Origin of the sequence: Neobacillus niacini (assembly GCF_023715415.1) — a bacterium.
GTDB lineage: Bacteria > Bacillota > Bacilli > Bacillales > Cytobacillaceae > Neobacillus > Neobacillus niacini_C.
This window is the reverse complement of record NZ_JAMBOB010000008.1, coordinates 243,378-263,793: the sequence shown is the minus strand read 5'-3', so window position 1 is coordinate 263,793 and position 20,416 is coordinate 243,378. Positions and strand designations below refer to the sequence as shown.

Annotated in this window: 19 protein-coding genes; 6 read left to right on the top strand and 13 right to left on the bottom strand. The window is 38.5% G+C overall.

Translation table 11 applies throughout. From position 1 onward, the window contains the following. Positions 1-26 precede the first annotated feature (26 nt). Positions 27-815, top strand: a complete 789-nt coding sequence (locus M3189_RS20020; protein WP_251637055.1) for a metal-dependent hydrolase — start codon at positions 27-29, stop codon at positions 813-815. 119 nt (positions 816-934) lie between these two features. Here the strand turns inward: M3189_RS20020 and M3189_RS20015 are convergent, their stop codons facing one another. The 5 genes from M3189_RS20015 to M3189_RS19995 form a co-directional block, all read right to left on the bottom strand. After that, positions 935-2,110 (bottom strand): amidohydrolase, encoded by a 1,176-nt coding sequence (locus M3189_RS20015; protein WP_251637054.1) that lies wholly within the window; start codon positions 2,108-2,110, stop codon positions 935-937. 2 nt (positions 2,111-2,112) lie between these two features. Then, complete coding sequence (locus M3189_RS20010; RefSeq protein ID WP_251637052.1) at positions 2,113-3,366, bottom strand: Zn-dependent hydrolase; 1,254 nt, start codon at positions 3,364-3,366, stop codon at positions 2,113-2,115. A gap of 16 nt (positions 3,367-3,382) precedes the next feature. Then, positions 3,383-4,588, bottom strand: coding sequence for a hypothetical protein (locus M3189_RS20005; RefSeq protein ID WP_251637050.1), 1,206 nt, complete (start codon positions 4,586-4,588; stop codon positions 3,383-3,385). Between the two features lie 253 nt (positions 4,589-4,841). After that, positions 4,842-5,465 carry a histidine phosphatase family protein gene (locus M3189_RS20000; RefSeq protein ID WP_251637048.1) on the bottom strand — a complete coding sequence of 208 codons (624 nt, stop codon included), beginning with the start codon at positions 5,463-5,465 and terminating at the stop codon, positions 4,842-4,844. A 175-nt stretch (positions 5,466-5,640) separates the two neighbouring features. Further along, a complete protein-coding gene (locus M3189_RS19995; RefSeq protein WP_251637046.1) occupies positions 5,641-6,807 on the bottom strand; it encodes a TraB/GumN family protein in 1,167 nt (388 codons plus the stop codon). Between the two features lie 155 nt (positions 6,808-6,962). On the opposite strand from M3189_RS19995, the gene M3189_RS19990 reads away from it, so the two are divergent. Together M3189_RS19990 and M3189_RS19985 are read left to right on the top strand one after the other, a co-directional pair. After that, entirely contained in the window at positions 6,963-7,859 is an 897-nt protein-coding gene (locus M3189_RS19990; RefSeq protein WP_251637044.1) for an AraC family transcriptional regulator, read from the top strand. Between the two features lie 42 nt (positions 7,860-7,901). Continuing rightward, complete coding sequence (locus tag M3189_RS19985) at positions 7,902-8,438, top strand: AAA family ATPase (protein WP_251637042.1); 537 nt, start codon at positions 7,902-7,904, stop codon at positions 8,436-8,438. Between the two features lie 152 nt (positions 8,439-8,590). Here the strand turns inward: M3189_RS19985 and M3189_RS19980 are convergent, their stop codons facing one another. Next, the gene (locus tag M3189_RS19980; protein ID WP_251637041.1) at positions 8,591-9,823 is read right to left on the bottom strand and encodes an MFS transporter; all 1,233 of its coding nucleotides are present in this window, start codon (positions 9,821-9,823) and stop codon (positions 8,591-8,593) included. A gap of 143 nt (positions 9,824-9,966) precedes the next feature. Here M3189_RS19980 and M3189_RS19975 point away from each other — a divergent pair, with 143 nt between their 5' ends. Further along, on the top strand, positions 9,967-10,680 hold the full coding sequence (locus tag M3189_RS19975; RefSeq protein ID WP_251637039.1) for an MBL fold metallo-hydrolase: 714 nt from the start codon (positions 9,967-9,969) through the stop codon (positions 10,678-10,680). 49 nt (positions 10,681-10,729) lie between these two features. On the opposite strand, the gene M3189_RS19970 is transcribed toward M3189_RS19975, so the two are convergent. After that, on the bottom strand, positions 10,730-10,921 hold the full coding sequence (locus M3189_RS19970) for a hypothetical protein (RefSeq protein WP_251637037.1): 192 nt from the start codon (positions 10,919-10,921) through the stop codon (positions 10,730-10,732). Between the two features lie 440 nt (positions 10,922-11,361). Between M3189_RS19970 and M3189_RS19965 the strand changes: the two genes are divergently transcribed. Both M3189_RS19965 and M3189_RS19960 read left to right on the top strand, forming a co-directional pair. Beyond that, positions 11,362-12,162 carry a GNAT family N-acetyltransferase gene (locus M3189_RS19965; protein ID WP_251637035.1) on the top strand — a complete coding sequence of 267 codons (801 nt, stop codon included), beginning with the start codon at positions 11,362-11,364 and terminating at the stop codon, positions 12,160-12,162. A 227-nt stretch (positions 12,163-12,389) separates the two neighbouring features. Then, the gene (locus M3189_RS19960) at positions 12,390-12,932 is read left to right on the top strand and encodes a GNAT family N-acetyltransferase (RefSeq protein ID WP_251637033.1); all 543 of its coding nucleotides are present in this window, start codon (positions 12,390-12,392) and stop codon (positions 12,930-12,932) included. 87 nt (positions 12,933-13,019) lie between these two features. Here the strand turns inward: M3189_RS19960 and M3189_RS19955 are convergent, their stop codons facing one another. The 6 genes from M3189_RS19955 to M3189_RS19930 all read right to left on the bottom strand — a co-directional run bounded on the left by M3189_RS19955 (position 13,020) and on the right by M3189_RS19930 (position 20,369). Beyond that, on the bottom strand, positions 13,020-13,727 hold the full coding sequence (locus M3189_RS19955) for a class II aldolase/adducin family protein (protein WP_251637031.1): 708 nt from the start codon (positions 13,725-13,727) through the stop codon (positions 13,020-13,022). Positions 13,728-13,920: 193 nt separating this feature from the next. Next, positions 13,921-16,122: an alpha-galactosidase gene (locus M3189_RS19950; protein ID WP_251637029.1), complete on the bottom strand. Its 2,202-nt coding sequence runs from the start codon at positions 16,120-16,122 to the stop codon at positions 13,921-13,923. Between the two features lie 25 nt (positions 16,123-16,147). Then, positions 16,148-16,966 carry a carbohydrate ABC transporter permease gene (locus M3189_RS19945; protein ID WP_251637027.1) on the bottom strand — a complete coding sequence of 273 codons (819 nt, stop codon included), beginning with the start codon at positions 16,964-16,966 and terminating at the stop codon, positions 16,148-16,150. After that, the gene (locus M3189_RS19940; protein ID WP_251637111.1) at positions 16,966-17,832 is read right to left on the bottom strand and encodes a carbohydrate ABC transporter permease; all 867 of its coding nucleotides are present in this window, start codon (positions 17,830-17,832) and stop codon (positions 16,966-16,968) included. Before M3189_RS19940 ends, M3189_RS19945 begins: the two co-directional genes overlap by 1 nt. Positions 17,833-17,972: 140 nt before the next feature. Then, positions 17,973-19,211, bottom strand: a complete 1,239-nt coding sequence (locus M3189_RS19935; RefSeq protein WP_251637024.1) for an ABC transporter substrate-binding protein — start codon at positions 19,209-19,211, stop codon at positions 17,973-17,975. 129 nt (positions 19,212-19,340) lie between these two features. Next, entirely contained in the window at positions 19,341-20,369 is a 1,029-nt protein-coding gene (locus tag M3189_RS19930; protein ID WP_251637023.1) for a LacI family DNA-binding transcriptional regulator, read from the bottom strand. Positions 20,370-20,416: the final 47 nt, after the last annotated feature.

Below are 20,416 nucleotides of genomic sequence, written 5' to 3'. Positions count from 1 at the left end.
TTTAAATAGGTAAAGGGGATGTTTTTATGAAGATTCAACGTCTTGGACATGCGATGTATGTACTAAAAAGTAAGGAAGGAAAAAATTATTTAATTGATCCTTTTTTCGATTTGAATCCCGGTTTTCCTAGCGAGCTAAACACTGCCAGCTTTTATCAATCTATCGACTGTGTTTTTCTAACACACGGTCATTTTGACCATACGAGTGGTTTGCCAAAAATACTAGAACACAAACCAGAGATTATGATTGTCGCCCAATATGAACTTGCATTAATTCTTCTACAACAAGGGATTAAAAATGTCCTTCCTATAAATTTTGGCGGTTCAGTATCGTTTGATGATGTAACCGTAACAATGGTTCAAGCAAGACACTCTTCTTCCTATGGAGAAACAACGGGTACTCCGATATATGCCGGGGAGTCAGCGGGATATATTTTTGACTTTAAGGATGACTATACTCTCTATCATTCAGGCGACACTGCTTTAATGGCAGACATGAAGCTAATTCAGGATGTCTATCAGCCTGAAATTGCCATTCTCTCTTCCTCCGGTCATTTTACCATGGGTCCGAAAGAAGCAGCATACGCTGTTAGGAATCTATTAAACGTAAAATACGTAATCCCAAGCCACACCTTCCCAACAAACGAAACCGCTGCATCTCCAGAATCCTTAGCTCAACTATTACAAGCTTTCCCAGTAGTTGAATTTATGATCGATAGAGACAACGAGCTAACAGAACTTCTAAAGGACTATAGAAAGACAGCCGTGACTGCATTAGCCTTTGGAGAAGAAAGAGAGTTTGTAAAGAAGAAATAAAAACGGTGAGGTGACAGGCACCGCCCGTGGACACTGTCCACCTCAGGCGGACAGTCAAAATAAAATGGGTACCGCCAGCGGCGGTACCCATTTTATTTGTTATTCGTTTACTCTTAAGCTTACTGATTTAGGTAAGCCCAGGCATATTGTGCGTAGAGTTCTGCTCCTGTTGTGAGGGCGTCTTCGTCGATGTTGAATTTTCCGTGGTGATGGGCCCATTCTGTGTCTTTATCGGGATTTCCGCTGCCGACTAGAGCAAAGCTGCCTGGTGCATGTTCGAGGTATTCACTGAAGTCTTCGCCGCCCATGGTTGGTTTCTCGTTATAAATCATATCATCCCCAAATGCATCTGCCGCAACATTACAAACTAGGTTTGCACTGTATTCATCGTTAATTACTGCTTTGGTCCCATGAATATATTCCACCTTTGCGGTTGCACCATACATGGCGGCAACCTGGTCAGCGTAATGCTGGAGCTGCACTTCAATATGATTTCTCGTTTCAGGATTGAAGCAGCGGACGGTTCCTTCAATTACAGCATTTTCTGCTATTACATTGAACCTTGTACCGACGACCATTTTTCCAATTGTCAGAACAGCAGGGTGTTGGGCATCAATGGTTCTAGAAACAACAGTTTGTACATTCATGACGAAGGATGAGGCTACGATAGCAGCATCAATACATGCATGCGGCATGGCTCCATGCCCGCCTCGGCCCTTGAACGTAACTTTGAATAAATCTGCTGAAGCAAAGGATGGCCCAGGGGTACACGATACTTTGTGTGTTGGCATTTGAGACCAGATATGAATACCAAAAACGTTATCCACACCTTCCATTGCTCCTTGTTTCACCAACGCTTTTGCTCCCTCTGCTACTTCTTCTGCCGGCTGGAATAATAGACGTACATTACCCGGCAATTCTTCCTTTATTTCATTTAGTGCTTTAGCTGCAATTAATAACATCGCAGTGTGCGCATCATGACCGCATGCATGCATTTTTCCATCCTCTTTGGAGGCATATTCCAAATCCCTATTCAGTTCCTCCACCTGCAATGCATCCATGTCACCTCGGAGGGCAACCGTTTTACCCGGCCTTCCCCCTTGAATTTCCGCAATCACACCTGTGGGTTCGGTCTTTCGATATGTGATTCCTAATTGATCTAGGTACTCGCAGACAAATTGAGTTGTCTTGAATTCTTCCCAGGATACCTCAGGCTCACTATGAAGCCGCCGACGTAATTGTGTTAGCTCATCACTATATGTTTGAATCGCTTCTTTTATTTTTGCATGAATCATAACTATTCCGCCTCCGTTAACTTTTTAGCTGCCTTATAAAGGATCTGGACAGCATTTGCTATATGACGTGAATCGGACCATTCCTCCGGACAATGACTTAACCCAGCTTTACTCGGAATAAACAGCATTCCTACATTCGTAAAATCAGAAAATACCATTGCGTCATGACCTGCACCGCTGTTAATCGAACACTTAGTGATATCTAGTTCACTTGTTTTTTTCTTTAGCAGAGAGACAATATCCTTGTTCATTTCTTTTGGTTGAATATATAAAAGCTGCTCAACACTTACTTCAATTCCCTTTTCACAATAGGAATCCGCTATGTCTTTTACTTTTTGTATGACATTCAAAACGTTCTCTTCCTTACCTGAACGGATATCCACCGAAAAAACCGTTTTATCAGGAATAACATTTGCTCCATTCGGAAAAACATTCAATCTTCCCGTCGTGACAACTGTACCATTCCCCTCCACTTCAGCAAGACCGGGGAATTGGGCAATCATCTGAGCAGCAGTGACCAATGCATCCGCCCTACGATCCATTGGTGTTGTCCCTGCATGTCCAGCCTGCCCCTTGACGGTTACTTCTAATTGAGTTAACCCAACAATAGCCTCTACCACCCCAATTGGAATACCTTTTTCCTCAAGGATTGGACCTTGTTCAATATGCAATTCTAGGTAGGCCTTCATTGTCTTTGGGTCCCTCTTTTTAGGAAGGGAAGGATCTAGACCAATTTTCTTCATCGCATCCACTGCGTAAATACCATCTTTATCTTGTAAACTATTAAAATCTTCGTCAGTTAATAATCCTACAATTCCGCGAGATCCCATTAATCCTCCGCCAAATCGTGCACCTTCTTCTTCAACTAGTGCAATCACTTCTAACGGATATTTTGGTTTTAATTGGTTCTCTTTAAAAAGTGCCGCTACCTCGAGACCTGCTACCACCCCCGCAGGACCATCATAGGAACCACCATTTGGGACGGAATCAAAATGAGAACCAATCATGACGCTTGGTGCATCCTTTAACGTTCCATCAAGCTTTCCAAAAATATTACCAAACCCATCTTCACGAACAGTCAGACCGTATTCGTTCATCTTCTCTTTTATATACTGACGAGCCTGTAAATCTTCAGAACTATACGTAAGCCGGGTGGTACCTTGACCAGGTGTGGCAGTAAAGGTACTCAAAGTGTCAATATGACTTTCCACTCGCGACTGCACCATTTCAAGATTTGTTTCTACTTTTGCATCCATTACTTCAAACCCTTTCTTACAAGAATCCTACAAAGATCCCTGCTAGTACGACTGACACCATGGTTACCGTTATGAAACCGCCAACCAGCATAGGAGGGAGCATATGACTAGTCAGTATTTCTCTTTCTTTTTCATCTTCTGTTAAGGATTTAATTACTTCGTTTGTGATAATGTAATCTGCCGGAAATCCATATAAAGCTGTTAGTGAAACAGCGAACGCCATTTCTTTACTCACTTTTAATAACTTTCCCGCAATGAAAGAGAAGATATACATCCCGATTACCCCTAATACGATTGTGCCGACAAGTGGATAAATAATCTCAAGCATCATACTTGGTGTCGCCTGTTTTAAGCCGTCAAAAATAAAGAGCATGAGCGCTACAAGGGCAAATCCAAAACCATTTGCTTTTTGTAATACCTGCTTTTCAAGGAATCCAACACTTCTTGCGATGACCCCAAACAATAAGCAAAGAACAAACGGGCTAACTGTGACAACTGGAGCTAATAGCGTTGAAGTTTGATAGGCTAGAAATGCAACCAATGATAGCCTTAAAAATTTAAAGAATTCTGTATTATATTTATCTGGCATATTTTTAAAAAGTTTTAGCTCAGGCTTTACAACCGCTGTCGCAGCCGCCACTTCTTCTGCAGCCTTCCCCTGCTCTTTGACTGCAAGCTGCCCGCTGCGATATTGCTGAAGAAGTCTCTTGCCTTCTTTCTTTAAAACAATCGACGTAATCGGATATCCCGCAAATCCCTGCATTACATAGATAACTATGGCGAATACAGATAGTGAAGCTAGACCAGCTTCCTTTGCACCTTCTGACATGATCAAGGCAGATACAACACCACCTACTAAAGGAGGAATGGCTACGACAATTGTCTGATATCCAAAAATGAATGTTCCAATCCCAAATAAAATTGCGATAATTCCTAAAATACCTGAAAGAGCAATAACAATCGTTTTCCACTGATTTTTCAATTCCTGAAGGGACAACAAAGTTCCCATATTGGTAATTAATAGGTACATCATCATCACCGCTACAACTGGCGGCACTCCAGCTACTGCTACGATGTCCTGCGGAAAGAATGTCCAATATCCTAAAAGAAACAAGACCGCACAAACGAATATAGAAGGTACCCATGCCTTGGTTCGTACTGCAACTAAATCTCCGATAAATAAAATGGCCATAAGAATGACTAATGCTAACATCTGCGACATAAGAGTCCCTTCTTTCTTGGATAAATTTACTAATCCTTCGCCTTACGAAAGATTAAAGTTATTACTAGAATAATAATATAATTATACTTTTCAGTCAATTGAAATAATTAGAAAAATTCTTGCAAACGTTTTCTCTATATTTATCAGTAACAATATTTATAATTTGCTATTTTAGAAAATAAAAGAATTATTCTGCAGTAATTCAACAAAAATACACCCCCAATCAAATGATTGAGGGTGTATGCTTAGAGTTTTAGTTTACAATTGGAACAAAAATTTTCTCGTACTGATAATCTCCATTTACTTCATTTATTTTAATAACAGAGGCATTTTCCACCGGTTTAAAATTTTTCAAATCCTCAATTGGCCAATTCATCAAAAAAGTTAGAAGCATATGAATGAAGGCGGCATGTGTGACAATGACAACATTATCATATCGTTGCTGCTGCTTCACACGCTCTACCACCGTATTCATGAACATCGTCGCTCGTAAATACACATCTGCTAAGGATTCCCCGTTCTGAAAACGAAAGTAAAATTGGCCTGCTGCTTTGAATTCCTTTTTCTTTTCAGGAGTACGATCATGAAAGTCATAAAGATTGCCAAGCTCCCACTCTCTTATTAACGGATTCTCGAAAAAAGGAATTCCCTCTGGCAACGAGGAATGAATCGCTTGAGCTGTTTGCATGGTACGTAAATAAGGAGAACTATACAAAATCGTCTTTGGTGTTACGATTGTTTTAAAAAATTCACCGGTTACCTGTGCTTGTTTATGCCCGAGCTCCGTTAAACTATGCTGTGAATCATGAGTATGCGCCATCACGCTTTTATCCACATTATGCTCTGCTTCACCATGACGGATGAGATAAATATTCAACCATTACCAACCCCTTCTACAAGTCTATTATTTCTATTCTACTTCAGCTACCTGCCCCATTACCTCGTAAACGTTCGACAACCTTCTACAACAAAATGTCCTTTTTAGATTTACGTGCCAAACTGCCTTCCAAAGAAAATACCACAGCTCCAAGAACTGTGGTAACGTCAACACTTTATAAATTATTGAAAAACGTGCGGATTACGTCAGCCCCTCCAATAAAGGTTCCAAACGATCCTCCAATGTTGGTCAGGATAATTACCAACAAGACCCTTGTAAATTTATTACGCCAAAAGCCTTTGAGTGAAAAAACATCTTCTGATAGTGTTTCAAAGTCAGCCACACTTGGGCGTTTGATATACGCCTGTACAAGACCCGATACCCAGCCTGCTGCCAGTAATGGATGCAAGGTGGTGATTGGCGCTGCCACAAAGGCTGCTACTATTGCCAATGGATGTCCGAATGCAGCAGTTGCACCGAGTGCTGCTGTAATTCCAGTCCAGAGGATCCAGCTAATTGCTTGATCCATACCAGCGGATGGATTGAGAAAAAAGGTAAACGCAATCAGTGCAACAATGAGCACTGGGATTGCCCAGCCGATAATTTGCGGCGTTTTTGATTTTGGCTTTGTTTTTGTGAGCGCTTGTAAGTCCTGGTCATTGTGGATCTCTTTTGTGATACCTGGAACGTGTGCCGCCCCAAGAACTGCCACAATTTTTTTACCAGGTGCTTCTTTAATCTTTTGAGCTAAATATTGGTCACGTTCATCAATTAAAGGCTTCTTTAATTTAGGAAATGCTTCTGAAATTTCCGCAAGCGAAGCATTCAATGTATCTTGCGTCTTCATTTTCTCAAGCTCTTCTTCTGAAATGGTCTCTTTATTGAAAATACTATAGATAATTGACGTGAGCAGCTGGGCTTTTCCCCAGACACCAACATTCCCCCAAATACGTGAGAAGGTAATTTGGATATTACGATCGGCTAAAACAAGCTCAGCCCCTATTTTTTTAGCAGATTCAATTCCCTGAATCATTTCTTGCCCTGGTTTTGTATCAAATTGCTTGGCTAAGCGGTTTTGAAAAGATGAAATGGCAAGGTTCATGATTAACAATGTAGCCTTCTTTTCTTTTATAACCTTGAAGATATCCATTTCTCTCCATTTGTTGCCTTCCATAATCGACTTGTAGCGTTGTTCATCCAATTCAATACAAACAGAATCAGGCTGTTCCCGGTCAATAACTTCTTTTACTTGCTCCACGCTTAGTTTGGAAACATGAGCCGTACCAATTAATATGATTTCTTTGTCATCCAGTTGAATTCGGGTTATATTTTCTTCCGTCATAATCTACTTCCTTCATCCTAAATATACTTATTTCCTATAAATGTCTCTATCCTTATAATGAAGTAGAACCAAGAGAATTTCAACACATTATATTTTGTTGTATTTAACAAAAAAAGCTTCGTAGAATTGAGGTGGTGGATATTCAACAGTTACTTTTGCTGCAAAAGGTAATCGATTACATTGAAGAAAATATTAAGAAAGAAATTGACCCAGAGATTTTAGCAAAGATGGCGGGTTATTCTCCCTACCATTTTTATCGAGTTTTCCAGAAGCATACAGGTTATACACTGATGGACTATGTGGTAAAAAGGAAGCTTCAATACGCATTACATGAATTGGTTAGTGGTAAAAAGATCATCCAAATTGCAATGGACTATGGGTTTGAAACGCATGCTGGTTTTACCAAGGCCTTTAAAAAATGCTTCGGAAGCCCTCCCAGTCTATATAAGATTCATTGTCCAAAATCACTGCCACAAAAACTAGATTTGAATAGCATTCATCAAAAGAACACAGGCGGAATCGTCATGCAGCCTATGATTGTGAAGAGGCCATCCTTCTTGGTTGCTGGTAAAACATTCTCGATTCATATGGGAAATGTATCGTATACAAGAGATGCACCTGCGATTTGGGATCAAGAAGGGCTGGCAGATGGGTCCATTGAAAGATTTCTTTATCAAACGCTGGCTCCCAAAAAACATGGGGAGTATTGTATCAATTTAAGTCCATCAGAAGCAGAAAATACGTTTATCTATTTATTTTCTGTACATTTAGACAAAGATACATCGATTCCAGAAGGGCTGACATCATTACAAATACCAGCAGCGACTTATGCTGTATTTAGAACTCCCTTGGTTGAGGTAAAGAAGTTCGCTTCTGCCATTAAAGGAACATGGAAATATATATTGGAGGACTGGTTTCCACAATCTTCTTATGAAGTGGATGAAGAAGCATATGACTTTGAATATTACGATGAACATTGTCACCACTGGGATTACGATAAAGTTTATATGGAGATACACATTCCTATCAAAGAAAGGGAGTACATCCTCTAACGGGTTTCGTTACTTATTGAGAACATTTAAGGAAGTGATTTTTTGAATACAAAAAGAACGGTCTTTTTAATAAGTGGTCCTCCTGGATCTGGAAAGAGTACATTGGCTGAAATGATATCTAAAAGTGTAAAAGGGTTATGTGCTCATATAGAGGGGGATCAATTATACAATATGGTAAAGAAAGGATGGGTACATCCTTGTGATGATCATGATCACTTTTTTCTGAATATTTTATGGGATAATATCGTTGCCCTGATTGAAAACTTTGCAAAAAATAATATGAATGTAGTTACTGATTATGTTTTTTCTTTCGAGCAAATATCTTCTATTCTAGATAGGGTAAAAAATTCAGATATTACCATTAAAGTAATCGTAATTAAAAGTGAGATAGATACACTAATTAATAGGGATAGACAACGAAGCGGAGTTGCCTATGTCGGAGAAGAAAGAATTAGACAAATCGTTAAAGGGTTTAATTCGAATAAATTTCCAGAAAGATTCATACTGGAAAATAATGATTCTTATTTAGAGGACCTTGTAACTATCGTTTTGAACGAAGACAGGTTCACAGTAAATTAATTTGTTCTAGTAACTCCAAGCTTTAGATATCGAAATCAATAAAAAGAAATGGCTCAGTATTGTGAACTGAGCCATTTCCTTTATTAAAAAATCAAATACGGTACAAATTGGGTTACCTTTTTGCGATAGGAGACGGAACCCGTTATGAACACTTAGCCTCTGGTTTTTCTCATGATGTGACTATATAGGAATAGAACCGGCATTAAAAGAACCGCACTAACCATAATCGCTATTTTTATCGTAAAGTTGGAAGCAATCACACCAATCACAGGTCCGCCGCCAATTTGCCCAATCGCATCCACCTGACCTTTTACAGAAAAAAAGGTAGCACGTGTAGACGAATCTGGGATGATTTTATTCAACCAAACACTCTCCAATGGGTACATAATACTTCTTGAAATTTGGATGATAATATAAAAGGCTACTAAACCAACAGCGAATGTGGTGAAACCAAAACCAATTAATGAACCGATAATTAACATGCTTCCGATAAAAAGTGCCACGTAAATCTGGTTAAGATTCTGGTGAATGGAACTATTTTCAATAAAATGTAGTGCAGCAAACGTTAAAAGGACGACAATAAATTCAACCCCGCCCATCAACAAAACTAACTGACTGTCCGATAAATTTGATAATCCTGATTGCTCTATAAAGTGAGGAATCCACAATCGGTCAAAACCCTCACTGTAAAAGCCAAAAAACAACGCAATCAGAAAAAGTATTCTCATGAGATAATTCACTCTAGAATAATAAAGAATTTGACCCATATTTTCCTTGATATTCTTCCAAACTGATACTCTCTCCACCTTTCCAGCTGGTTTAAAGTTCTCTTCTTTCATAAAGAAAATCAAAAGCATCGAAAGCACTACCAATCCTATTCCACCCATAATGATAGGCAGATTGAGCGTATAGTAACCTGCAAGTATACTTAATGGAATGGCAAGGACCTTCCCGAGATTTCCTGCCTTAGCACCCTTGACAAAAGCTGATGAAGCTCTTTTTTCCCCAATCTCATCGGCAATCCACGCTTGATGAGAACCACTCGTAAAGGTATATCCAATCCCCCAAATGACTTGAGATAAAATCACAGCTGTAAAAAACGGAAACATGCCCTCAATGACAAAACCTATTCCAATTAAGAAAAAGCCGATAATGACCGATAGCTTTCTGCTTTTTAAATCGGACAGGATTCCAGTCGGAATTTCAAAAATAAAAACAGTCGCCTCCAAAACAGTCCCCACTAATACTAATTGCAATGGATCAAGTTGAACCGTTTTAACTTGATATAACAAGTTTACGGTAAAGATTAAGGTAAAAAGTAATTGTGAAATGAAACAGGTATAAATATAAACCTGATACGGATCCTTTTTCTGTAGTAAGTTCATCTTCTTTCCCCCTCACCATAATCATAAAGCGAGGGACCGCTAATTTCTTTTCCTAATTTGCGATTATCTGCAAAATTTGTTCGATTATTCTAAATCTTGTATACTTAATAATCTAAAGACATTGGTATTATGGGGGTAGGAATTTGGAGTATTTATTTGAAGAAGTAAAAGAAAATATATATGTTTTAGCTATTTGGGATTCTGCTTGGAATTCCTATAATAACTGCTATTTTATTGTACAAAAGGAAGGCATTACTTTAATAGATTCTAGCAAAGAAGAGCATTCTTCCTATTTAGTTCAAGCACTAAAACAAATAGGTAAAACACCAGAAGACGTTACGCTGCTATTAGCCACACATGGCCATGAGGACCATGTCCAAGGAGCTTCTATTTTTAAAAATGCAAAGAAGTATATTCATCCTCAAGAACGCAGCCTGATTGAGTACCCAGAACCAGATCAGTTCCATTTCACTTTGTTAGATCACGGAGTGATTCAAAACTTCGAATACCTTTGGGTTGGTCACCATACTCCTGGATCACTAGCATTCTATCATCAGCCATCTAAAGTCCTTTTCACAGGTGATTTTCTCTGCTTTTTTGGTGATCCACTTTCAAAAGATGGATTAGTCTCAGTTAGCAATGACCTTAGACTTGAATGGCTGGAGTTTTTACGGAATGGAGGCGTTGAAAAGGACAAGCTAAATGGTTTTCTTAATGGACTTATCGCCATGAATGTTTTCGATGTGGATGTTATGTGTACTGGGCATGGAGGAGTACTTGTGGGTGATATTCAGTTATTTGTCTCTGAATTGCTTACTATAGGTAACAAACTACAAGAAACACAGGAAAAAAATTAAATATAATACAATCTTCCAATTATGCAAAACTGACACTCTTTTTGATGCTTCATTTATATCGGTTATTGTTTAAGGCGTTTGTTTGTCCTTGCTTATTTCTTATGAATGATGCCGCAATTGCTATCATTCCAAACCCTAGTATCTTAATCGTTAAATTGCCTAAATAGCTTATATCCTCAATTGTTGTCGCCGTTAAAATAGAACCGAAAAGAACAAATGGAATGGCAATTAGCAATCTCAATTTTCAATCATCCCCTCTGGAAAAGTAGGTTTTGGATTTAACCCGCTCACGTTTTGTAATTTTCAGCTTGTTAAACAGTATTATTTATTGGAATATTTTGTTAACATAAGTTTATCATAGAACGTGTCGGTGGAGAACTTTGAATGTTTAAGATTTTACAAATGACTTTGGGCTTATTGCTTTCTTATAAAGAAATCGAATTGCAAGAGTTAAGGACAGGGATCACTGCGGTAATCTTTTTGCTTGTTGAGTAGCAGTTTAGTGGAAGAGCTACTGTTATATGTTCATGAATAATAAAGTTATTTTAAAAATTGTTATTGAAAAAAATGGTATGGAATTGGACTTTCATGCCATCTTTTTCAAATTCTCTGTATAATAAAAGAAAGAATTTCGAAATTCGTTTAATTAAGACTTGGGCAGTTGACTTGGGGGAAGATAGGATGATACGTAAGTTAAAGAAAGATGACCATGAATCAGTAATTGAGCTAATTGGTCATAAACCAGCAGAAAATCTATTTATTATAGGTGATATTGAAGCATTTGGTTATGATTCTAAATTTCAAGAAATATGGGGGCAATTTCAAAACGACAAATTGATTGCTGTCTTATTAAGATACAACCAAAATTATATCCCATTTAGTGAGCACCATTATGATGTAAATGGTTTTGCAGAAATTATCAATCGTAATCCAGAGCGAATTGAATTAAGTGGATTAAAGCATTTAATTGAACCTTTACAAGAATTTATGAATCGGGATGTTAGAAAACACAGTGAAACATATTATGCGAAATGTACAGGATTAAGTTATAAGGTAGATGAAGAAAGAATAAAGAGTGCAAACTATTTACAGCCGTCAGAATATCAAGAAAATGTAGAAATGTTACGTTCAATACCTGAATTTGCAACTGGAAATTTTAGTGTAGAAGGGAGAGAACATGCTGAAAAGTATAAAACTGGAAGAACTTATATTTTGCGAAACGAACAAGGAACAATGGTTGCGTCAGCATCTACAACAGCAGAAAATTCTCAATCTGCAATGATTGTTGGTGTTGGTACAAGACCAGGTTTTGAACGTAGAGGATATGCAACATTATGTATGGAAAAGCTTTGCAGTGAATTATTAGCAGAGGGGAAATCACTTTGTTTATTTTATGAAAATCCTGCAGCAGGAAAAATCTATAAGCGATTAGGATTTACCGACATTGGGTTGTGGACAATGATTCGTTATGAATCATTATAATCTTCTAACAACAAGAGCTATTGCTCACTTTTGGTTAACTAAAAGTTAACATTGCTTTTTTATTTTGGATAAGAAGATTGTGAAGTGTAGTACTTAAAGTAAAGGATGCGTTGATCCAAGAAGGATTAACGTTTTTTTGTTGAACTTTATTGAAGTAATGGAGAAGGTTAATTAAGGGAGAATTTTATAAATGAGGTTGAACTTTCTTAGGTAATGGAGGGGCAATTATGATGATAATTAGAGCGGTTAAACAAGAAGAATATAGTTTTATCGAAAATTTTGTTTCTGAAATTTTCAAGAATACGAGCTATTCTGATGGTGTAGTTGAAAAAGCTCTTGTAAGAGAGATTCGGGAAAAACAATATTACATCCCACAATTAGATTTAGTTGCTGAGAAGAATGGAGAAATTATAGGACACTGTATACTTTCAAAACTTCCAATAAGTAATCAATGTGAAAGCGAAGTTTTAATGTTATCTCCCGTCTCTGTAGCAATTAATATGCAACGACAAGGTGTTGGCAAGTTTATGTTGCAGGAAGGAATCAAATTAGCTACTGATAGAGGATATAAGGGAATTATTGTTGAAGGAGATTTTAGATATTATCGACGCTTTGGATTTAGAACATCCACTGAGTTCGGTATATATGCTTCCAAGAAAAACTTACCGCCCTCCAAGGAGTATTTAATGGCAATGGAGTTGTGCAAAGATGGGTTGAAAGACATCTGCGGTGAAGTGGACTATACAATTTATCAATCATTAACACATTGAAGTTTATTTAACACTCTAATGGTGGTGCGTTTAAAAAGCCATTTAACATTTTAGATATGTCTAATATGTTAAATGGCTTTTCTTATTTCAATTATCCTTTTCTTCTTCGCTACTTATCGGTACGCCGCCTGCTTTTATTCCCATTGATTCGCGGACCTTGATTAAATCAGCGATTTGCGAATCATTTAATTCGTTGGCCTTTTTCAATATATTATTGGAATACATAAGGATGGTAGCATAATGTTCTAGAGATTCCATTCGAAAATACGCCTCCATCAAATCTCTTCCCCATGTTAGGGCGCCATGATTAGCCAAAAGAACAGCATTATGTGTTTTACAATATGGTGCAATCGAGTCTGGAACTTCTTGTGTTCCCGGCAAAGCATACGGTGCCACTGGTACATTACCTAAAAGAACGATAGCCTCTGGTAATACTGGTTTATCAAGCGGAATTCCTGCTATTGCAAATGATGTAGCAACCGGAGGATGGGCATGAACAACCGCATTCACCTCGGGATTTTCATTGTAGACTCTTAGGTGCATCTTTACCTCGGAGGAAGGTTTCAAGCCTCCTGAAATGATGTTACCAGAAAGGTCCATTTTCACCATCATGTCAGGCGTCATATATCCTTTACTTACTCCAGTAGGCGTTGTCCAAATTTCATTAGGACCCACTTTCACTGAGATATTTCCATCATTCGCTGCTACATAATTTCGGTTATATACTCGTCTTCCGATTTCACAAATCATTTCCCTGGCTTCGATATCAGAATAGTATACTTGATTATCTTGCATATAATAAGGCTCCTTTTTTGCGGAAGTTTTTATGTTTTATTATCCATTACCAATATTCTTATTTTATGGCTGGTAAGTCAATTTGAGTTTGAACTTCTAAAAATAGCAATAAAGAAAACACTTATTAGTCAGATAAAGTAAAGGGGCAGGTCTTCTGCTTATAAAAACACATCAGAACCCGCCCCTTTATTTCCTATCCTTTATTCACCTTCAAATGCCAAACATGACTTCGGAAATCACCCTTCAATTCTGCTGGAATGGTTAGCCCAGCGTATGAGAGTTCATCCCCGCCGTAAACATTGTCTGTTCCCATAACTTGATAATGCTTCGTAACATCAAGGCCCTTTAGCTTCAAGAAAGCAAATGGTGCTGCTGCCTCTGCCAAAACTCGGAAGTAAAATACCATTGCTTCGGTCTTTTCCTTATTTGAAAACAGCCACGCTGTTTCGTTCCCTTCAAAAGGACTTTTTAAGCGATAGAAATCACCAAACTGAATCAATCTTCTAATTTCTTTATAAGAAGCAACCTGTTGTTTGACAATTTCCTTTTCCTCTTCAGACAACTTGGTTAAATCGAGTTCATACCCTAAATTTCCGGACATCGCAACATCACCGCGCATTTCCATGGATGTACTGCGATGAACCTGATGGTTTGGCACAGCGGAGACATGGGCTCCCATCGATACGATTGGATACACTAAACTCGTACCGTACTGAATTTGCAGACGAGATACGGCATCCGTATTATCACTTGTCCAGGTTTGCGGCATATAGTAAAGAATTCCTGGATCAAATCTTCCGCCGCCGCCAGAGCAGCTTTCAAATAATACCTCTGGGAAGCTGGTTGTTATTTTATCCATTACTTTATATAAACCTAGCATATAACGGTGAGCCGTTTCCCTTTGGCGATCAGCAGGAAGTAGAGCGGAACCAATTTCGGTCATATGGCGATTCATGTCCCATTTTACATAGGAAATAGGAGCACTTGCTAAAATATCGCAAACCCGCTTCGTTATTTCTTCACAAACATCTTCTCTAGAGAAATCTAATATAAGCTGATTCCTGCTCTCAGAACGGCTTCTGCCAGGGACATTAAGGCACCAATCAGGATGCTCACGGTACAGATCACTATCAACTGAAATCATTTCTGGTTCAAACCATAGTCCGAATTCCAATCCCATGTCTTTAACGTTGCTTGCAAGTGCATTCAACCCATTAGGTAGTTTTTTATGATCTACAAACCAATCTCCCAGCGATGATCGGTCATCATCACGCTTTCCAAACCAGCCATCGTCCAAAACAAATAATTCGATACCTAGTTCATTGCCCGCTTTGGCAATTTCAAGAATTTTATCTTCATTAAAATCAAAATATGTCGCTTCCCAGTTGTTGACCAAGATTGGACGTTCTTTATCCCGGTAAGTTCCTCTCACTAAGCGGGTACGGTATAATTCATGATACGTCCGTGACATATCTCCAAGACCTTCAGATGAATAAACCATGACTACCTCTGGTGCTTGAAAACTCTCACCCGCATCTAATTTCCAGCTAAAATCAAACGGATTGATACCCATCGTCACTCTCGTATTACTAAATTGGTCCACTTCCGCCTGTGCTAGGAAATTCCCACTGTATACGAAGTTAAATCCATACACTTCGCCGCTATCTTCTGTCGTATCTTTTCTAAGAAGGGCGATAAACGGATTATGCTGATGACTACTTGCCCCTCTTGTACTTTCCACAGACTGAATTCCATGTCGCAATGGTTTCCGCTCGATATGTCTTTCTTTTACATGGGCACCATGGAGGTGTAAGAAATCGAAGTCTGCATCACGAAAATCGACATTCACACTTAACGCTTGCAGTAATTTTACTGACTCTAAACCTTCATTCACAAATCGCACAGAGCGTATGATAACATTCAACTGTTCAAATACGGTATAACTTAAAATCACTTTTAACCCGATTAGCGTGTCCTCCATCGTAATTTCAAGCGTTTCCGCCTCTTCTGCACCTTCTACATAGGTGGCTGGCAGACCTTCTAATGGCGCTTTACCTTGAAAAATCTTATGGGACACAAAGCGTAAGTCAGATACCGTCGACCCATTTTCCAATTGAACCTGATAGGCTGGTTTCCTAAAATCAGTATTCCCATATTGCGGATATTCCTGAGGAAGGGTATCCAGTGAAAACGTCCTGTCATCCTTTTGTTGATACGGATTTCCGGAGAATCCGCGATCAACAAACTGAAGGAAATTGGCGTGGCGATACTCGCCAATCCCTTTACCCCAGTAATAATGAACAAGGTAGCCATCACGCAAGACTCCGAGAACATAGCTTGTATCTTTCGCTTTTAAATGAAACGTTTTAGTTTCAGTATTATAGTGAATAGCCATTCTAAAAAACAACTCCTAAAACTGTTTATTTTATTGCTCCTTTTACAACCCCGCCAATAATCCATTTTTGTGCAAACAGATAGACAATAACCATCGGAGCCATCGCCATTAGGTAAGAAGCAAATGCCAAGTTATAATCTGCTCCAAATTCTGTTTGGAAAACATATTGAACAAGCGGCAATGTTGCATCAGCCGAGTCACTCAAGATGACCAGCGGGAGCAAGAAGTCATTCCATGCCCATAGACAAGTCAAAATTCCGACTGTTGCGTTTATAGGTGTTAATAAAGGGAAAATCACCTTCCAGAATACGCCCCATGTACTGCAGCCATCAACAATGGCAGCCTCTTCCAGTTCAATAGGAATAGAACGGATATAGCCAACATAAATAAAGATATTCATTGCCATTCCATATACCACATAGAGCAAAATCAAGCCAGCTGTATTATTGAGACCTAGTGCTGATGTTTGTTTCACAATCGGCAGCATGATGATTGGAAACGGAATGAATAAGGCACTTACAAAGTAATAATACAAATTTCTAAATAATTTTCGGTGCATATTTCTGGCAATGCCATAGGCTACCAGTGAGTTAGTTAGTAATGTAAACACCAATGTGAAGATTGTAATAATTGAACTGTTCTTGAAGGCGTTAAAGAAATTGGTCACTTCAATCGCTTTTGTAAAGTTCTCCCAATGAAAATTAAGCGGGAGTGATAGGGCTGACTCTGCGAGTTCCTGTGGATTCTTTAGTGCAATTGAAATCGAAATATACAAAGGGATTAGAATAGCCACCGAACCTAATGCTATGAATATCGTGACAGGCCAGTTTGTTCTTTCTCTCATTACATATCCATCTCCCTTTTTTGTAGAACTTTAAGCTGGAATACCGAGATAGCCATAATGACAATAAAGTAGATAACGCCATTTGCAGATTGGAAGGCAAACTCTCCACCGGCTAATCCACCCGTATAAATTAGATACGAAATGGATGTAGTGACCGTCCCTGGCCCTCCTCCTGTCATTGCTACGATCTGATCAAATACCATTAGGGCATTTTTCATAGCCAAAACCATATTGATGGTAAAGAAGGGAGCAATCACCGGAAAAGTAATTTTCCAGAATTGCTGCCAGCGATTGGCCCCATCGAGGCTAGAAGCTTCATACAGTTCGTGCGGAACAGTCTGCAGTCCTGATAAGTACAAAATAATATTGAAGGCACATGATTGCCAGATAAATACAATCAAGATGCCAATCCAGGCAAGGTTAGCATTACCAAGGATATTTTCAGTCAAAAATTCAATTTGGTACTTCTCCCCAAGATTAGGAATAATGCTCGTAAAAACAAAGTTAAAAATAAAACCTACAATCAACACACTCAATATATTAGGCAGGAAGTATACAGCTCTAAAGAAATTCCTTCCCTTGATTTTTGCATTCAGTCCAATGGCAACTGCCAAACTAATTATATTGACTAAAACGCCTGCAAAGATAGCAAATTTAAAGGTAAATAAATAAGAATCTCGAACAGCGGTATCCTTAAACAAGTTAATATAATTTTTAAAACCCACAAAATCGTAGTCAAGGTTAATCCCATTCCAGTTTGTAAAGGAATAATAAATCCCTTGAATCGCAGGAAACGTATGAAAGGCAAAGAATAGCAATGCAGCCGGAATGACCATAAGATAATACGCCATCATTCTGCCATTCATTTTCTTTTTCTTACTTTTGGCCAAGTCAGCGGGAGACGATTGATGGTTATTCAAAATAAGTTGGTCACTTTTCATTTATGATTCACTCCCTTAAAAAGATAGAGAAATTGGAGAAGATGCCTCCAATTTCTCCTGAATAGTTATTTACGACTTTGGACTTTTTCCCAATCCTTTTGGATTTTTTCAAGGGCCGAATCAACGTCCTTATCTTGGGCTAAAGTTTGTAATGTTTTATCAGGATATACACCTGTTGGAATATAGTGGTCAGGGAAATCTGTAACTGCTCCGTTTTCCATCATCACTTTAAGGTCAGCAACAGTAGGATTGTCTTGAGCAATGCCCATCAATGCTGAGAAAGCATTTTGTTCTTCTATATATTGTTTTGCATTCTCATCTTGAAGCATGAATTCAATAAACTTCTTGGCTTCTTTCGGATGCTCAGACTTAGCAGATAAAGCATATAGTAAATCGACACCGGAAATAACCTTGATCTCCTCCGGATTGTTCGTTGCCGGGAACGGGAATACCCCTAGCTCAATATCAGGATTTGCTTTTATAATTTCAGGAATCGCCCAGATACCTTGCAGGTACATAGCAGATTCTCCATTGGCAAACGCAGTGTTTCCATCATTATAGGCGACACCTTGTTGATTTTTATGACCATATTTTGATAAGACAACCATTTTCTCAACTGCTTCTTTATACCTCTTCTCAGCTAGAACTTTTCCTTTATTCAGTTGCTCGTAGAAGTCAGCTCCCTGGGTATTCGCTGCCAATGCATTGAAGGAAGGTAATAATGTCCAGGCATCTTTATACGTATGGTAGAACGGAACCTTTCCTGCCTTTTGGATTGTCTCCGATAATGCAACAAATTCATCCCAAGTTTTCGGAACTTCCAATCCAAGTTCGTTAAAGATTGCTTTATTATAGATGACACCAACTGCATTAGCCGCAAAAGGAACACCATAAATCTTCTCTTGACCTGTGATATCTTTCAACATTTGGATATAAGCAGGCTGAACCTTTTCAAGAACTTTGTCTTTTGAAAGATCTGTAAAGACCCCTGCTTTTGATAGTTCATTATATCCCATATCTCCTCCAATCGAGATAATATCCGGAACATCTCCTTTTGATACTCTTGTTTTAATAACGGTTCCAGCATCTGGGGGGCTAGCTTGTTCAATATCAATATTTGGATTTTCCTTTTCGAATTTCTCTATTAATTTATCAAATGTATCCATCGCTTCACGTTTATAATGGAAAAACTCAATTTTCACCTTTCCATTATCCGCGCCTCCTGCATTATCTCCGCTGCCACATCCCGCAAGCAGGGAAATTGATAGGACACTCGCAGCAAGTAAAGAAACTGTCTTTTTCATCTGTATTCCTCCATTAATGGTATATTTTTATCTTTGAAGCATATATCTATTAATCTATTAAAATATTTGAATGGCATCGGTTTCAGAAGACTCTCTGATCCGCCTCCCTCCGTTTTTTTATATTGAGAATTATTCTTTTTTTGCACTAGAGCTATCACGTATGATCAATTCTGTTGGAAGCATGACCCTCATTGGAAGCTTTCTTCCCAATAAGCGGTCGTACAAGAGTTTAACGGCCGTCCTCCCCATTTCATCTCCGTGGACTTTTACAGTTGAAAGTCGAGGATTGACGTAGGCTGCAGCCTCGATATCATCAAAGCTAACCACCGACACATCATTCGGTACATGGATTCCGGATTCATGCAGTGCACGTAGTACTCCTAAAGCCATTGGGTCACTTGCGACAACAATTGCACTCGGCTGATTTTCGTTTTCGATTAGCTTTTTTGTTAACGAATAACCATTTGCCGGACCCCAATCTTCCTCCAAAATGTATAAGGGATTGTACAGACCCTTTTCTTTGATTACTTTTTCAAATGTGCTTTTACGAACATCTACCTTCTCCGCCATTTTTCCGCTTACAACACCATGGACAAGCCCTTTTCCGCCAACAAAGGCAATTTCTTGATGCCCTAGGTCTAGTAAATAGTCGATGACCTGCTCTGTTGCCCCTTCAAAATCAGATATCACCACATCGACATTGTGATCATGCGGCGGCAAATAATCCACCACAACAATATTATTGTTCTTATAGTAGATTTCTTTAATTTCTTTTGTATCGATGTCACCTATTACAATAAGGCCATCAAGCTCACTTAAAGTATCAGAAGTAATGACACTCTTTCCTACTACCATTGTCGAAACGATATTTATTGGAAACTGGTGACAGGTACTTTCAACGCCCTTTCGAATCGACTGAAAATATGGATCTATGGATTCATCGTTTAAAAAGATTAAACCGATATTAAATGACTCTATTTTTTTCTCCGTTTTCACACTCTTTTTCCGCAGCGGCTTATAATCTAGTTCATTAACGAGATCTAAAATCTTTTTTCGGGTCTCATCTGATACTGATAAGGTTGCGTCATTATTTAAGATTCTTGATACCGTAGCAGTTGAAACATTTGCTAGTTTTGCTATATCCTTTATCGTTACCATTTATTTTTTCACCATCAATTCTAAGTTTAGTTAAATTAACTAAACTT

What these genes read in the sequence shown, in the direction of transcription:
- M3189_RS20020 (WP_251637055.1), top strand. Translation starts at nt 27, where the DNA reads ATGAAGATTCAACGTCTTGGACATGCGATGTATGTACTAAAAAGTAAG.
- M3189_RS20015 (WP_251637054.1), bottom strand. Translation starts at nt 2,110, where the DNA reads ATGATTCATGCAAAAATAAAAGAAGCGATTCAAACATATAGTGATGAG.
- M3189_RS20010 (WP_251637052.1), bottom strand. Translation starts at nt 3,366, where the DNA reads ATGGATGCAAAAGTAGAAACAAATCTTGAAATGGTGCAGTCGCGAGTG.
- M3189_RS20005 (WP_251637050.1), bottom strand. Translation starts at nt 4,588, where the DNA reads ATGTCGCAGATGTTAGCATTAGTCATTCTTATGGCCATTTTATTTATC.
- M3189_RS19995 (WP_251637046.1), bottom strand. Translation starts at nt 6,807, where the DNA reads ATGACGGAAGAAAATATAACCCGAATTCAACTGGATGACAAAGAAATC.
- M3189_RS19980 (WP_251637041.1), bottom strand. Translation starts at nt 9,823, where the DNA reads ATGAACTTACTACAGAAAAAGGATCCGTATCAGGTTTATATTTATACC.
- M3189_RS19965 (WP_251637035.1), top strand. Translation starts at nt 11,362, where the DNA reads ATGATACGTAAGTTAAAGAAAGATGACCATGAATCAGTAATTGAGCTA.
- M3189_RS19960 (WP_251637033.1), top strand. Translation starts at nt 12,390, where the DNA reads ATGATGATAATTAGAGCGGTTAAACAAGAAGAATATAGTTTTATCGAA.
- M3189_RS19955 (WP_251637031.1), bottom strand. Translation starts at nt 13,727, where the DNA reads ATGCAAGATAATCAAGTATACTATTCTGATATCGAAGCCAGGGAAATG.
- M3189_RS19950 (WP_251637029.1), bottom strand. Translation starts at nt 16,122, where the DNA reads ATGGCTATTCACTATAATACTGAAACTAAAACGTTTCATTTAAAAGCG.
- M3189_RS19945 (WP_251637027.1), bottom strand. Translation starts at nt 16,966, where the DNA reads ATGAGAGAAAGAACAAACTGGCCTGTCACGATATTCATAGCATTAGGT.
- M3189_RS19940 (WP_251637111.1), bottom strand. Translation starts at nt 17,832, where the DNA reads ATGAATGGCAGAATGATGGCGTATTATCTTATGGTCATTCCGGCTGCA.
- M3189_RS19935 (WP_251637024.1), bottom strand. Translation starts at nt 19,211, where the DNA reads ATGAAAAAGACAGTTTCTTTACTTGCTGCGAGTGTCCTATCAATTTCC.
- M3189_RS19930 (WP_251637023.1), bottom strand. Translation starts at nt 20,369, where the DNA reads ATGGTAACGATAAAGGATATAGCAAAACTAGCAAATGTTTCAACTGCT.